This is a genomic window from uncultured Varibaculum sp., assembly GCF_902489465.1.
Lineage (GTDB): Bacteria > Actinomycetota > Actinomycetes > Actinomycetales > Actinomycetaceae > Varibaculum.
This window is the reverse complement of the sequence record NZ_CABTZZ010000046.1, coordinates 1-13,564: the sequence shown is the minus strand read 5'-3', so window position 1 is coordinate 13,564 and position 13,564 is coordinate 1. Positions and strand designations below refer to the sequence as shown.

General features: G+C 53.7%; 13 protein-coding genes. 4 read left to right on the top strand and 9 right to left on the bottom strand.

All coding sequences use genetic code 11. The features are described 5' to 3' along the window. The 3 genes from RDM26_RS07595 to RDM26_RS07585 all read right to left on the bottom strand — a co-directional run. A partial coding sequence (locus tag RDM26_RS07595; protein ID WP_307738372.1) for a type II toxin-antitoxin system RelB/DinJ family antitoxin occupies nt 1-294 on the bottom strand: 294 nt, incomplete at its 3' end. Between the two features lie 184 nt (nt 295-478). Beyond that, nucleotides 479-1,885 carry a hypothetical protein gene (locus RDM26_RS07590; protein WP_307738371.1) on the bottom strand — a complete coding sequence of 469 codons (1,407 nt, stop codon included), beginning with the start codon at nt 1,883-1,885 and terminating at the stop codon, nt 479-481. A gap of 17 nt (nt 1,886-1,902) precedes the next feature. Beyond that, nucleotides 1,903-4,071, bottom strand: a complete 2,169-nt coding sequence (locus RDM26_RS07585; RefSeq protein WP_307738370.1) for an amino acid permease — start codon at nt 4,069-4,071, stop codon at nt 1,903-1,905. An 89-nt stretch (nt 4,072-4,160) separates the two neighbouring features. Between RDM26_RS07585 and RDM26_RS07580 the strand changes: the two genes are divergently transcribed. Together RDM26_RS07580 and RDM26_RS07575 are read left to right on the top strand one after the other, a co-directional pair. Next, nucleotides 4,161-4,826, top strand: coding sequence for an NAD-binding protein (locus RDM26_RS07580; protein ID WP_307738369.1), 666 nt, complete (start codon nt 4,161-4,163; stop codon nt 4,824-4,826). A 1-nt stretch (nt 4,827) separates the two neighbouring features. Then, complete coding sequence (locus tag RDM26_RS07575) at nt 4,828-5,529, top strand: NAD-binding protein (protein ID WP_307738368.1); 702 nt, start codon at nt 4,828-4,830, stop codon at nt 5,527-5,529. On the opposite strand, the gene RDM26_RS07570 is transcribed toward RDM26_RS07575, so the two are convergent. The 4 genes from RDM26_RS07570 to RDM26_RS07555 are packed head-to-tail and all read right to left on the bottom strand — an operon-like array spanning nt 5,526 to nt 7,640. Further along, on the bottom strand, nt 5,526-6,272 hold the full coding sequence (locus tag RDM26_RS07570) for a DUF3159 domain-containing protein (RefSeq protein WP_307738367.1): 747 nt from the start codon (nt 6,270-6,272) through the stop codon (nt 5,526-5,528). The genes RDM26_RS07575 and RDM26_RS07570 overlap by 4 nt on opposite strands. After that, complete coding sequence (locus tag RDM26_RS07565) at nt 6,265-6,597, bottom strand: nucleotide-binding protein (protein WP_307738366.1); 333 nt, start codon at nt 6,595-6,597, stop codon at nt 6,265-6,267. Before RDM26_RS07565 ends, RDM26_RS07570 begins: the two co-directional genes overlap by 8 nt. Continuing rightward, nucleotides 6,597-7,328 carry a DUF3710 domain-containing protein gene (locus RDM26_RS07560; RefSeq protein WP_307738365.1) on the bottom strand — a complete coding sequence of 244 codons (732 nt, stop codon included), beginning with the start codon at nt 7,326-7,328 and terminating at the stop codon, nt 6,597-6,599. Before RDM26_RS07560 ends, RDM26_RS07565 begins: the two co-directional genes overlap by 1 nt. A gap of 9 nt (nt 7,329-7,337) precedes the next feature. After that, nucleotides 7,338-7,640: a DUF4193 domain-containing protein gene (locus RDM26_RS07555; protein ID WP_024059129.1), complete on the bottom strand. Its 303-nt coding sequence runs from the start codon at nt 7,638-7,640 to the stop codon at nt 7,338-7,340. Nucleotides 7,641-7,808: 168 nt separating this feature from the next. On the opposite strand from RDM26_RS07555, the gene sepH reads away from it, so the two are divergent. Beyond that, entirely contained in the window at nt 7,809-9,110 is a 1,302-nt protein-coding gene (gene sepH / locus RDM26_RS07550; protein ID WP_307738364.1) for a septation protein SepH, read from the top strand. Between the two features lie 39 nt (nt 9,111-9,149). Here sepH and RDM26_RS07545 read toward each other — a convergent pair whose 3' ends face one another. Continuing rightward, on the bottom strand, nt 9,150-10,319 hold the full coding sequence (locus tag RDM26_RS07545) for an alkaline phosphatase family protein (RefSeq protein WP_307738363.1): 1,170 nt from the start codon (nt 10,317-10,319) through the stop codon (nt 9,150-9,152). A gap of 277 nt (nt 10,320-10,596) precedes the next feature. Here RDM26_RS07545 and RDM26_RS07540 point away from each other — a divergent pair, with 277 nt between their 5' ends. Further along, entirely contained in the window at nt 10,597-12,966 is a 2,370-nt protein-coding gene (locus tag RDM26_RS07540; protein WP_307738373.1) for a DNA topoisomerase (ATP-hydrolyzing), read from the top strand. Between the two features lie 224 nt (nt 12,967-13,190). Here RDM26_RS07540 and RDM26_RS07535 read toward each other — a convergent pair. Beyond that, nucleotides 13,191-13,564: hypothetical protein (locus RDM26_RS07535; RefSeq protein WP_307738362.1), on the bottom strand; the 374-nt coding region annotated here is incomplete at its 5' end.

Below are 13,564 nucleotides of genomic sequence, written 5' to 3'. Positions count from 1 at the left end.
TTCCTTGTGCAAAGATTCAAATACTTCGTTTGCCGGTTTCGCATCCCCAGATAGCACTGACTGATAGCCTTTCCCCAGCTCTGCTTGCAATTCATTTTTTGTCATGGAGCCTATATCTAGCGGCTCTCTGTAATTGAGCTTTACATTGAAAGGAAGTCCCTGCTGTAAAACCACCTGCTTATAAAACATGGTGATAGCACTAGAAGGAGGAAGACCCAAAGAATTCAATATATGCTCTGCCTGCTCTTTTAACTCTGGATCAATACGCGTATACAAGTTAGCTGTTTTTGCCATATAACCACTCCCTGCTTCTTACGAAAGTATACAACGTTGCATTGGCATTGCAATTACGTTTGCAAACTACGCTCATCCATAATATTAAAAGCTAAATCGCACTCAAAAATTGCCGGAAATAGCCTTATCCTTCTAAAAATAGAACCGCTCCCCTGCTATACAAAGGTAAAAATACACATACCTACTAAACCCTTGACAGCAAAGCAACACACTCAAAATGGTGGGTGTGGGGGAAGAGGTCGAAGGCTTGCAGATACCCGATTTGGTAGCCCGATAAAACCGCGACTTTCAAATCCCGAGCGAGAGCCGCCGGATCGCAAGCCACGTAGATTATCCGCTCCGGCTGCAAGCGCGTCAGCGCTGTCATTACCTTTTGCCCCGCACCGCTACGGGGCGGATCCATCACCACTAAAGAGGAAGCGCTAATCCTATCCGCATAGCCCGCGAGCGCCCGGGCATCTACCCGCCCCGCACGAACCTCGATACGTCCAGGCAATCCAGCAAGGTTCTTGCGCGCCATTTTCACTGCCGGCTTTGAGCCCTCCAAAGTGGTCAGGCGTCCTCCCTTATCCAGAACGCTAGCTAGCGGACGCGAAAATAGCCCCGCACCCGAATAAAGCTCCAGGATTTCTTCCCATTTTCTGTCCCCAAATGCAGGTAGGCGATCACTACTCGAGTCTGCCTCGCTACGCTCGCTCGCCTCGGCACTCCCGTCACCCTCACGACTGAGGGGGTCTCCTAGCTCCTCACTATGAGCAGCAAGCGCCAAGCGACCCTGACCACAATCGCTGGTAGCCGCTGCCATTACTTGCTCGCATAGAATCCGTGCCGCCTGTCGATGCGCCTGCCAGAAACCGCTCGGTGCCACCAAGTATTCCCCGAAACCGGGAACCGCTAAACGCACATTCTTTTCTGCAAGCGGCTCGGCCGATACATCAAAGAGGGCGCGCCCATCCCATACCCGCAGCCCTCTGACGCTCGCCCAAGCCCGGATGCGCCCTCCTGGCTTTAAAATCTCCCTCCACCTGTCAGGGTCACCAAATAACGACGATTCGCTGATCACCGGATCCGCCAAGGGGAAACTGTCGATCTCTATCAGTTCTTCCCCGCGGAATTTAGTCATCGCCAGGCGCCTAGCAGCACTAACCTCAAAATCGGCGCGTAAACGGTAGCCTAAGCCATCCTGAGTACCCGCGCTCACGCTGCCGCCGCTCACGCCTACGCAACTCAGTTCTCCCCCGCTTACCGCTACAGCTTGCGCGTAAACTTCTTCTCCCCCTAAGCGTCGCAGACAATCTGCCAATACTTGAGCTTTCCAGGTGCGTTGGTACGGCAGTTTCACGTGGCAAAGATCCGCCCCACCACTTGCTCCCGGCCCACCCAGAGCCCACACCGGCGTTTGTCGCTGGTTAGACGCCTGCAGCACTTGACTCACTTCGGCAAAAATAACTTTGCCTTTTTTAGTGACTGGGACAGATTTTACCTGCTCCCCCGGCAGCCCGAAACGTACCATATAGGTTTGACCGTCCCGGTGTGCCAGGCAGTAACCGCCATGAACCGGACGCAATAGCTGCAAGGAAACTTCGTTCATAAGTTAATACTCAATACTTAGAAATCAGCAGAAAAATTGGGCTGGATATTTTCCGGGGCAGAAGATTTACGCTCCGGGGAGGACTGTTCTATCCCCCAGCCGCCGTGAACACCGTTTATCCAGGGAAGATGATCATTCTCCCCCACAAATGCACCCCGAGTAATATCTTGGGATCTCCCCCCAAACACCGGGGAGGATTGGCGATGCTCTTCTGGAGGAGGTGGTGCGGCTACCCCATCTCGCTGATCCGCCTTCTTGTGGGAATCAGAAAAACCCCAAGGCACCATCACCACTAATACCCCCGGTAAATCCCGCAGCTGGTGGCGAAGGTGCTCAACAGAACGGTTATGCAATAGCTTTTGCCAAGGATATTTCGCCCGGTAGCAGGGAATATAAATAACCACCAGGTCGCGGGGAGAGCGGTGACGCAAAGAGCGCACATGTTGCAGCAGCGGCCCGGTAATATCCCGGAAGGGTGAAGCCAGTACCGTCAGTGGAACTTCCACCCCACTTTGCCTCCAACTATCTTTAAGACGGGCAAAATCGTCAGCTTCAATCTCTACGTGAACTAGAGATAGCGAGGACGGGTGACAGGCACGAGCATAGGAGATAGCTCGCATAGTGGGTTTGTCTAGGTTAGAAACCAGCACCAGGCTTTGCACCCGGGAAGGCAAGGAGCGCGCAGTAGCGAAATCAACCACTTCAGTTTCCACGCTTAAGCGCTGATAGTAGTCCCCAATCTTCCACAAGAGAACAAACAAGATTGCCATCATGACTAAAGCCACCCAGGCACCGCTGGTAATCCGAGAAGCAGTCACTACCACCAGCACCGTGGCGGTACAAATGAAACCGATCGCGTTCACCATCCATCGGCGCCGCAATATCTTCCGGTTCTTTTCAAAAGTCCGCAAACGCAGTTTCGAGTTCCAGTATCTGAGCATCCCCAGTTGTGAAAGAGTCAGAGAAATGAAAACCCCAATAATGTACATCTGGATTAACTTGGGGGCTTGTCCCTCGGTAACCACGATCAGAATTGCTGCTACCAAAGCCGGAACACAAATAACTGGGGATAGGGAACTTCGATCTGCTCGCCGAAAAATTTGGGGCGGCAAGAACCCGTCACGGGATAACACTTGGGTAAGTTGCGAAAACCAGTTAAAGGCACTGTGAGCAGCAAGGATCAAGATAGCAGCGGTAAATATAATCACCAGAGAAGCCACTATTGGATAACCAGAAAAAATGGTAGTCGCCAATTGCGCGATCACCGGAGGTACTTCTCTAGCCTTCAGCGGGCCATCCGCGCTGAGTAGTTGGGAGTCAAAAGCCGGAACTTTTATTCCTGCCACATGCGCCAGGTGCAGCATGGAAAACATCATCGCCGCGCTGATTACAGCAAAAAGCGCCAGGGTTATCCGCGCGTTTTTAGGGCGCGGCTTCCTAAAAGCAGGCACCCCATTGCTGATTCCCTCAATTCCAGTCAAGGCTACGCAGCCGCCCGAAAACGCCCTTAAAAACAGTAGCAATCCCCCCAGACCGGTAAGCCCTGCTTGGTAGGGAGCAGACGGTAAGATTTCCATCTGCGCTGTCTGCGCCAGCCCTAAGGTACCAAAGGCTTCCTTTAACAGTCCAAAGATAGCTAACAGCGCAATAGCTGCCATAAATAGATACGTGGGGATGGCAAATAGCTTTCCGGACTCGCGCATTCCCGAAAGATTCAATCCCGTCAAGATGACTATTATTCCCAGCGCCACCCAAACCGGGTGAACACTAAGAGAGGGAAATAAAGACGAAAGATAATGCCCAGCCACCGTGGTAGAAACCGCGATCGTCAAAGAATAATCAACGAGCAGCGCACTTACCGTAACCAAAGCGGCAGATTGTCCCAGGTTTTGCCGCGCCACCTCGTAGTCGCCCCCGCCGCGTGGGTAGGCCAACACTACTTGGCGGTAGGAAATAATCACCACCGCCATGACTGCGAAAACCGCTACCCCCACCCATAGGGAAATACCAGAGGCTACGATTCCTCCCACCCCTAGTGTCAACAGGATCTGATCCGGGGCGTAGGAAACAGAAGACAGCGCATTCGAAGCAAAAACTGGGAGGGCGTAGCGTTTCGATAGTCCTTCCCGCATCAGCTGCGGTTTACGCAGGGCTGGGGTTTGCCAGCGTTCTTTGTCGTCTTTCACACCCCGATCATCCCACTATCTAGCGAAAACTAATAGTTTCTGCTGTTTTGAAAGCTGAAAATAGCCCAGAAAAGGTTTACGCTACTTGCATGCACTTCGTAGTTTTAGGCTCGGGACGAGTAGGCGCCAGAGTCGCACAGACCTTGGACGAACAGGGGCATTCGGTTGCCATCATCGATTCCAACCCCGACGCTTTCCGAAAACTTCCCACTGATTTTTCAGGGCAAAAAGTATCCGGGATTGGGTTCGACCGGGAAGTACTAGAGCGCGCCAACATTGAGGAAGCTTATGCTTTCGCCGCCATCTCTAACGGAGATAACACCAATATTTTGGCAGCCCGAATCGCACGCGAAACTTTTGGAATTGACCGGGTAGTCGCCCGGATTTACGACATTCGCCGCGCAGAGATCTACCGCAAACTGGGGATCAACACTACCTCTCCGGTCTCGTGGACCGCTTCGGAAATGCTGCGCCTAATGCTGCCAGACGATACCCAGCTGGCGTATTCGGATTCGGTTTATCAGGTGAAGATGCTTCGCATTTTCCCTTGTGAAGACTGGGTGGGGGTTTCTTTACAGCAGACCCAAAAACTTCTGGATATCAAAGTTGCCTACATTGGCCGCGATGGTGAACCCTATTTCAACCTTTCTTCCCTGGTGATTCAAGAGGGCGACGAACTGATATGTACAGTGCCTTCGGAGCGGGCACCCCAGGTAGAGCGGGCTTTCAAGCGACCCCCAGCGCAGGAGGACTAATATGCGGATAGTGATTGCCGGAGCCGGATCGGTAGGACGCTCTATTGCCCGCGAACTGGTCGCTAATGGCTACGAAGTTACCTTGATTGATAATCATCCTTCCCGCATGGAAGTAGCCTCGATTCCGCAGGCAGACTGGGTGTTAGGGGACGCTTGTTCCCTAGATACACTTTCTAAAGCAGAGATCAGCGAGGCCGATGTAGTAGTTTGCGCTACCGGTAACGACAAAGTGAATCTGGTGGTCTGCCTATTGGCAAAAACCGAGTTCGGGGTACCTAAGACAGTGGCGCGGGTCAATAATCCCAAAAACGAGTGGCTCTTCGATGATGCGTGGGGAGTAGACGTGGCCGTTTCTACCCCGCGGGTTATGACTTCCCTAGTGGAAGAAGTAGTGTCTGTGGGCATTCCGGTACATCTGTTCCGCTTCCACACTTCTGACACCAACATGTATTCGCTAACCGTTCCCGAAGATTCTGACTTAACCGGGCAACCCCTGTCCGCCCTCGATCTGCCTCCCTCGGTAGTATTAGCAGCAGTTTTACGTGATTCGCGTCCTCTTGCTCCCCGCCCGGATACTTTGCTGCAAGGACTCGATGAACTTTTGATGCTATTTAGTTCCAAAGCAGAAGAGGATTTAGAGCAAATAACTGCCCTGTTTGCACCCCCGCCTGAAGAAGTAACGGATCCGGCGCAAGAAGACTAGCGGTCACTGCCGCGTAGCCGGGAGGTCTCTGCTCGCAGTAGAGCCCAGTTGAAATAACCTACCAGGGCAAATGCGGGCAGCCCTAAGATGAGTCGCGCTGCCCCCAGGGGAACCAGCAGATTTGCGTAGTACAGGGGTAGTTCCACCGCTAAACGCAAGGTGAAAAGTCCTATCCATAGCCAAGTGCAAAGCCGGGAAAGCTCATAAAACTTGCGGAATTGTGGATGGAGCCAGGTATCCAATTTGCCGATAGCCCCAGCTACCAGCCAGCCGATCGCAGGTCGGCGAGCCAGGATGGTAGCCAGCAGGATCACTGAGTAAACCCCATTTATCCAAAAACCAAAGGCAAAAAAATTCTCCACCTGACCGCTACGCCAGGCCCAAAATACACTGATTAGCGTACCGGCAAGGCCGGCTAGCACCTGGCGTAAACTTTGGTGGCGAAGGATACGGATCACTCCGAAAACAACGGTCACCGTCAGCGCCAAGATAACCGGCAGCCGCAGAGAATGAGTAAAAGGATAGATCGCCACTACCAAAATGGTGGGTAAGGTAGCTTCTAAGGCTCCCAAAGGCCCGCCGATTGCCTCCCGCATAGAAAACTGCTGCGACCCTAACTGGGATCCCAAACCACCTAACTGTCCCGCAAACGGGGATTGTCCCCGCAGGTCAGCATCTACTGAAAAGCGGGGTGATTCTGGCTGTTCACCCCGGTCATCATTTGACTCTAAACTACTACTCATTAGCGCGAACCGGCTCAATCTGAAAAGTAGGGTTGATAACACAAAGTCCGCTGGACCGAGCAATAACCATCCCTTGCACCGCTAAACGAATCCCAGCTTTGATACCGGGAACACTTTTCCGCCCTAGCCACACCACATCTATTGACCCGGTACCATCAAAAAGAGTGGCAGTAAAGGAACCAGCTCCGGTGGGAGCCGGAAAAGTAACCGAACGCAATACCCCAAAAAGGGAGGCTTTTTGTCGCTCAGATACCTCGCAAACTTGGGCGGCTACCCGAGGTTGTGAACCTTCCGCAACTGCAGGTGTCGTTTCTTCGGAAGCCACTACTCGCCCACGCCCAACTGCTCAAGTAGTTCTTCAGGCAGTTCGATCGGTAATGCTTCTCCCGGTACATGGGCTTCTTTCCCGCGAACTACCTCCATGCCGCTTAGGACTTCTAGTAGGCCTTCACGAGCGGATTCTTCCTCGGCAGCTTGTCCCCTGACGATGACTCGCAGCAGCCAGCGATCGCCTTCAATCCCCCACAAGAGCAGGGGCATTGCTCCCTCAATCGCCGATTTACCTTCCGGGATGGGGCGCGCCAGCACCGCTTCCCCGAAAGGACCGGGGAGCGGAAAAACCTGGTATTCCTCAGCTTTAAGCTGGTCAGCAAGCTCCTGGCGAATCTCATCCCACAGTCCCCCGGAACGTTGCATTGCGAAAGCAGCAAGCTGCATCTGGGCGGTTCCCGACACTACCTCTAGAGCCAAGATATTGCCATTTGCGTCTTGAACTGGAAGAACTTGTAATCCCGCGATCATGGGGATCCGCAAAACCCCCATATCTAAGAACTCGCTACCCTCCGGCGACTCGCCCTCATTGTAAGGGCCTTGCCGCTTAGAGCTTTGGGCGTTAGCGGAAACTTCGTCATCACTTGGTGCCAGGGCGCAATTACCTACGGAAGGCTCTGCTGCCTTAGCGGTCTCCTCCGGCTTATCGGAGGCAGTCGAGCCTGGGGCTAGCGGCGAAGATTCGTCTTTATCGAAACGTTTACGTCGGGGAGGAAAAAATCTCATAACGCCAGTTTATTCAGCGCAGTCAAGGCAAACCGGTTGACCGTCAACTGCTCCCGCCAGGCGGGAACGGTGCTGAACTAGGAAGCATACCGAGCAGGTAAACTCGTCATCTTGTGCTGGAATTACCTGCACAGAGAGTTCTTCGCCGGATAGATCAGCGCCAGGCAGCTCAAAATCTTCTGCAGCTGCGTTTTCGTCCTCATCGACTTCAGAGGAACCGCTGGCCTCCGCGCGGCGAGCCTTCAGTTCTTCTAAGGAGTCCTGTTCGACTTCCTCTTCATTTTTACGGGGGGCGTCATAATCTGTTGCCACGGTTCGTCCCTTCTTAAGATGGTGCTTAGGTCTACAGTTAAGTAAACAATAGACGCGGGGATATTAACACTTCAAGCCCTAAAATGCTAGATACGACAGACACACCGCGCCGAATAGGCAAAAAACTCCCCTGAACGTGGCAATCTCGAAGCAAGGGAACGGAGGAATATGAAAGACCTAGAGCTGTTGGGGTTGCACCCAGATGGTAATCAGCTGATTCTCAACGATGAGGAAGGCACCCGCTACGCCTTGGCCATCACTCAAGAGCTTCGCGACACGCTACGTCCGGAGCGCCCCAACCTGGAGGCAGTGCCACAAAGCCCGAAGAAAACAGTTCCCCCACGTAAAATCCAATCCCTGATTCGCGCCGGCAGTACCGCTAATGAGATCGCGGATAAGTTTGAGCTTCCACTTGCGAAAGTACAACGTTACGCTACGCCGATTTTGGCCGAGCGCCGCCACATTGCGAATCAGGCACAAGCTTGTCAGATAGGAGGGGAATCAGATTCTCCTCAGCTAGGAGAGCTAGTCGTAGATCGTCTCGCTGCCCGCGGGGTGGCGGCAGCTTCGCTGCGTTGGGATGCGGTTCGCGGCGGGAAAGGACCGTGGGAAATCATTTTGACTTTTACCCAAGATGCCCGCGATTTGACTGCCCGTTGGCATATGGAGCCTGGCTCTTCCACAGTAAGCGCCCTTGACCAGGAAGCAACCTGGTTAACCGAGGCTCCCCAACCGGCATCAAAAGTATCGAGTTTCGAAGAATTTTTCCCGGTATCTTCCCCGGAGACTACTACCCCGCAAAAACCGGATACCGGTACTGAGGCACTCTTAGAAGCACTGGCGGCGGCGCGCGGAAAACGCGATAGTTCCCCGGATCTGCAACTTCCCGAAGAAAGCGACTTAGACGAGATTTCCGATGTAGAGGACGAACCTAGCGATACTCAGGCCAGCACCCCGGCGGAGATAGTTTCCCTTTCCGGCAAGCGTCAAGGATCACCTGCTGCGGAAGAAAACCCCGTTGCGTCCTCTTCTGCGCAGCCGCAAAGCGATTTCAGTCCCGCAGTGACGAAGAAACTGGGAGGAGAATCAACGATCCCCCAGGCGGAGCCCGCCGCGCAATTCCCGCAAGATAAACGCCGCTTAGATCCGGTGTGGGATAGCAGCGAACCTACTTTTGTAGGCACTCTTTCCGAAGCCGAAGCTCTTAACCTGGATTTAACCAGGCGCTCCCCCGCAGGCTCGGCAAGAAATCAATCTGGGGAGCCTTCTCGCCCCGCCCCTCCTCCCCCCAGCGCTGATCCCGGACAGGAAGCTCTCGTCCTGCCGGGGATGGAAAATGTGGAGGAAAACGATAAAACCATCCTTGCTTCCGGAGAAAACAGCTCCAAAACCAAAGGTAAACATCGGCGTTCCCACCGTAAATCTATACCCAGCTGGGACGATATTGTCTTTGGTACTAAGCCGCGCTAATTATTCGAATACTCACTCCTAGGCTGCGGGTCTTACCGTTTAAACCAAGATTAGGGGGATTTCCATTTCTGCCGGGGTGAGCGAGCCATGGACTCCTACCATTTGTAGAACTCCCCGGCTATGGAAACGGGAATCTACAAACTGATAGTTTTCCTTTGCAAAAATGGTGAAGTCCCCGATACGATCCGGGTCGCTAATATCGCCGTAAATCTGGCGGTAATCAGCTACTATCTGACCGCGTCCGGCAAGTAGTTTTTGCCACTGCACGAGCACCAACGCATTAGGGGCATTCCGGGTGCGATCACCGGCGGGATCCTCACCTAAATATTTTTCCTTAAGGTGAATATGGAGGGCGCGCGGCTCCCCGGAAATTGCTGCTACCTGGGAGGCTAGCTCTGAATCTGCTATATCAACCGTGGAAGCATCATTAACATTTACCATGCCATGATCCGCGGTTATAGCCATGAGTACATCATCCGGTAACTGCGCACGCAATTCGGAAAGAGCCCGGTCAATCGCCTCCAGTTCTTGTAACCAGCGGGGATGAGACCATCCGAGATTGTGTCCCCAATGATCAAGTTGTGACCAGTAAAGATATACGTAGTCCGCCCCCTGTTTGAAAGCTGTAGCGGCCTGGGCGCAACGCTCAGAAAGCTTCGTGGACACTTTTAAGTTCGCGTCGCGCAAAGTGATATCACTAAGCTTAGATCCCACAAAGTCAGGTGGGACTAGCGCTAGGGACTCCAAGCCGCTATTTCGGGCATAAGTAAAATGGGTCGGCTGGTCGCACCAGGATTGAGCCGAGCGCCCATAGCCTTCAAAAGTTATAAGGTTGAGGACGCGCCTAGCAACCGGATCCCAACACTGATACCCCAGCATCCCGGTTTGGGCAGGTGAAAGCCCAGTATGCAGGCTGGTTAGAGCAGCCACCGTCGTAGAGGGCACACAACTTCGCAAGGTTTGCCCCAGCGCGCCGGGTGTCTGCGTAAGATACCGGCGCATAAAGGGTAAATGTCCGCGCCGTGACAAGAGTAGCTGCTGCCCCATACCATCAATGACGACTAGGCATAACCGGCGCCTATTTTCCCCGATTAGTGGCCGCAGCGCACCCGAAAAATCGGTTTCTTCCCGCCAGTTAAGCGCCCCGAACAGCGTGGGTAAAATATCCCATATCCGCATTCCAGTAGTGGTTTTTCCCCGGTGACCCATACCTCTTATCTTCTCATATCCGCGAGCCGAATCTGACTAGTGCCTCGTTTTTTGCTTTGATATTAAGGTGAGCGAAAAGTCGAATGAACCCCGTCAGCCTGATCTGTTTTCTGCAGCCATGCCTGCACCGGACTCCCTCGACCAGCCAGACCTGAAAGAAAAACCGGTAAGCTCGCCCTCGAAAACTGTGACTGCCCGTCCCAAGCGAAAAAAAGCGGCGCCCTCCTCCCCCGAACCGGTAGCGGAAAAAATTACTCATATTGATGTTTCCGAGGAGATGCGCACATCCTTCCTGGAGTACGCCTATTCAGTAATTTATGCGCGTGCCCTGCCAGATGCCCGGGACGGTTTAAAGCCGGTGCAGCGACGCATCGTCTATATGATGAGCGAAATGGGGCTGTGGCCTAATAAGGGGCATGTGAAAAGCTCCCGCGTGGTAGGCGAAGTTATGGGTAAGCTCCACCCTCACGGTGACAGTGCTATTTATGACGCGATTGTGCGCCTGGCACAAGACTTTAACCTGCGGATGCCGCTGGTGGATGGGCATGGAAACTTCGGTTCGCTAGATGATGGTCCGGCGGCGGCGCGCTATACGGAAGTGCGGATGGCTCCGACCGCCCAAGATATGGTGGGCAATCTCGATGAGGACGTCGTAGATTTTGTACCCAACTATGACAACCAGTTCCTGCAACCAGCAGTATTGCCTGCTGCATTCCCGAATCTGTTAGTTAATGGGGCTAACGGGATCGCCGTGGGTATGGCCACCTATATCGCCCCCCACAACCTGGGGGAAACCGTGGCCGGCGCGATACATCTGCTAGAAAACCCTGAGGCTAGCACCGAAGATTTAATGCGTTTTATTCCCGGCCCCGACCTGCCGGGTGGAGGCATTATTGTGGGGCTGGACGGGATTCGCCAAGCCTATGAAACTGGCAGGGGGATTTTCCGCACTCGCGCCAAGACCACGATTGAGCGAGTTAGCGCCCGGAAGATGGGGATTGTAGTCACCGAGCTACCCTATATGGTGGGCCCGGAAAAAGTGATTGAAAAAATCAAGGACGGGGTACAAAAAGGCCGGTTAAAGGGAATTTCCGCAGTCACTAACTTAACTGACCGCGAACATGATTTGCGCCTAGTTATCGAGGTAAAATCCGGGTTTAACCCGGAGGCAGTGCGCGCTTCCCTGTTCAAACACACTCCCATGGAAGATTCTTTCGGGATTAACGCGGTGGCTCTGGTCGATGGCCAGCCACGTACTCTGGGTCTAAAAGAAATGCTGCAGGTGTTTTTGGATCACCGCATGGAGATCGTGATGCGCCGCAGCCAGTATCGCCTGCGTAAACGACAAGAACGGTTGCATTTGGTACGCGGCTTGCTGATCGCTGTCCTCGATATTGATGATGTTATTCAGATTATTCGTGCCTCCGAGGACTCCGCCCAGGCAAAATCCCGCCTGATGGAGGCTTTTGATTTAGATGAGGTGCAAGCTGAACATATCTTGTCCCTGCAGCTGCGCAGGTTAACGAAGTTTTCTCGTCTGGAATTAGAGGCAGAGCGTGACCGCTTAACCGCAGAAATCGCGGAGCTGGAATCCCTGATTGCTTCCCAGGATAAAAGGAAAGAACTGGTGGCCAGCGAGCTGCGGGAAGTGGCCCAAAAACGTTCTGATCCCCGGCGGACAGTGCTGCTGGAAGAAGAGGGCGCTGCCCAGTTAACGGCCGATCAAGACACCCCCTTGGAGATCCCTGATGAGCCGGCAACCGTAGTCTTAGGGGCAGGTGGCCTGGTGGCGCGCTTCCCCGGGCATGAAGCTTTATCCGCTGCGGAAGGGCGCGAACCTTGGGATACTATTATCTCTACTGCCCTTACCACCGCCCGCGGCCAGGTGGGAGCGGTGACTTCTCATGGCACTTTGTATAAGCTGACTGCCCTGGAAGTGCCCGCTTTGGTGCGTTCGGCAGCGGCGCCCTCCCTGCGCGGCACGCCTCCGATTTCACGGCTGCTGCCCCTCGAGGACGGCGAGGAAGTAGTGGGTCTGGTTCCCCTTGCTGAGGACGGCCCTACCTGGTGGGCTGCCACCTCCGGTGGGGTGATTAAACGGATTCGGCCTCAGGTGCTGGCTACTCAAGATTCTTATTCGATAATCACGCTGGAATCCGGCGATCAGGTAGTAGCCGCCGGCAGTGGCGGTGATGATGGCGCTTTTGTACTGATTTCTTCGGCAGCGCAGCTGCTGCGTACCCCCGCGGATAAAGTGCGTCCCCAGGGACGCTCGGGTCAAGGTATTTCCGGGATGAAACTTTCCGAGGGCGATCAAGTAATCACCGCCGCTTTGGTTAGCGCCGATAATTTAGAGTCTTCCCTGGTGGTAACGGTAGCGGGAATTGCTACTTCCGGGTCGGGAAGCGGACAAACCAGCGCCAAAGCCACTCCCTTGCTGCAGTATCCGCAGAAGGGACGCGCCGGGCAGGGGGTACGTTGCCAACGTTTTCTAAAGGGAGAGAGCCGCTTGGCATTGGCGGCGATTACTGCCACTCCCCCGCGTGCCCTCGCAAAAGATGGATCTCCGCTGCCGGTGCCAGAAGTAACTGATAAGCGAGACGCTTCTGGTAGCGGGTTAAAACGCCAAATCTACTACCTGGGGTAGGATTTACCAACCCTAGTAAAGTAAGAGCCTTATACGGCTATTTTCAAAACCAGGCCGACTGCTTAATCACGGCTGTACTTCTGTGGTGAGCCTCTGGATTCAGCCTATAGATTACGCTCTAACGCCCACTTGGATAAAAACACTGGTGGGGAGCCATCATAGCTCCCCACCAGTATTATTTAGTTTTCTATTAACTTGTCAGCTAGTTTTCCAGCTACGCGATACTAACTATGACGGCGGCGGAGGGCAGTTACGACTCCTCCAACGCTCAAAGCTGCTAGCGCGATTGCTAGAACGACTCCAGTTCCACTACCGGTTTTGCGTAGCGATTCACCCGGGTTTGTGGGTGTGGTCGGATTAGCAGTGGGTGCGGGCAGTTTCTTATAGATGTGGGTGACGTTACCGTCCGCATCTGTAACTGTGCGCACGTACTTATATCCTTTAATGTCGTGCTGCGGGTTGGCACCTTTTTGCTGGGCAGAAATAACTTTTCCGTTTTCATCGACAAAGTTAGTTACTACAACCGGATCAGCTACAAAAGTCCACTTACCAACAAACTCATGGTCAGCACCCTCAATAGTAGCCTCTTTCTCCTCGT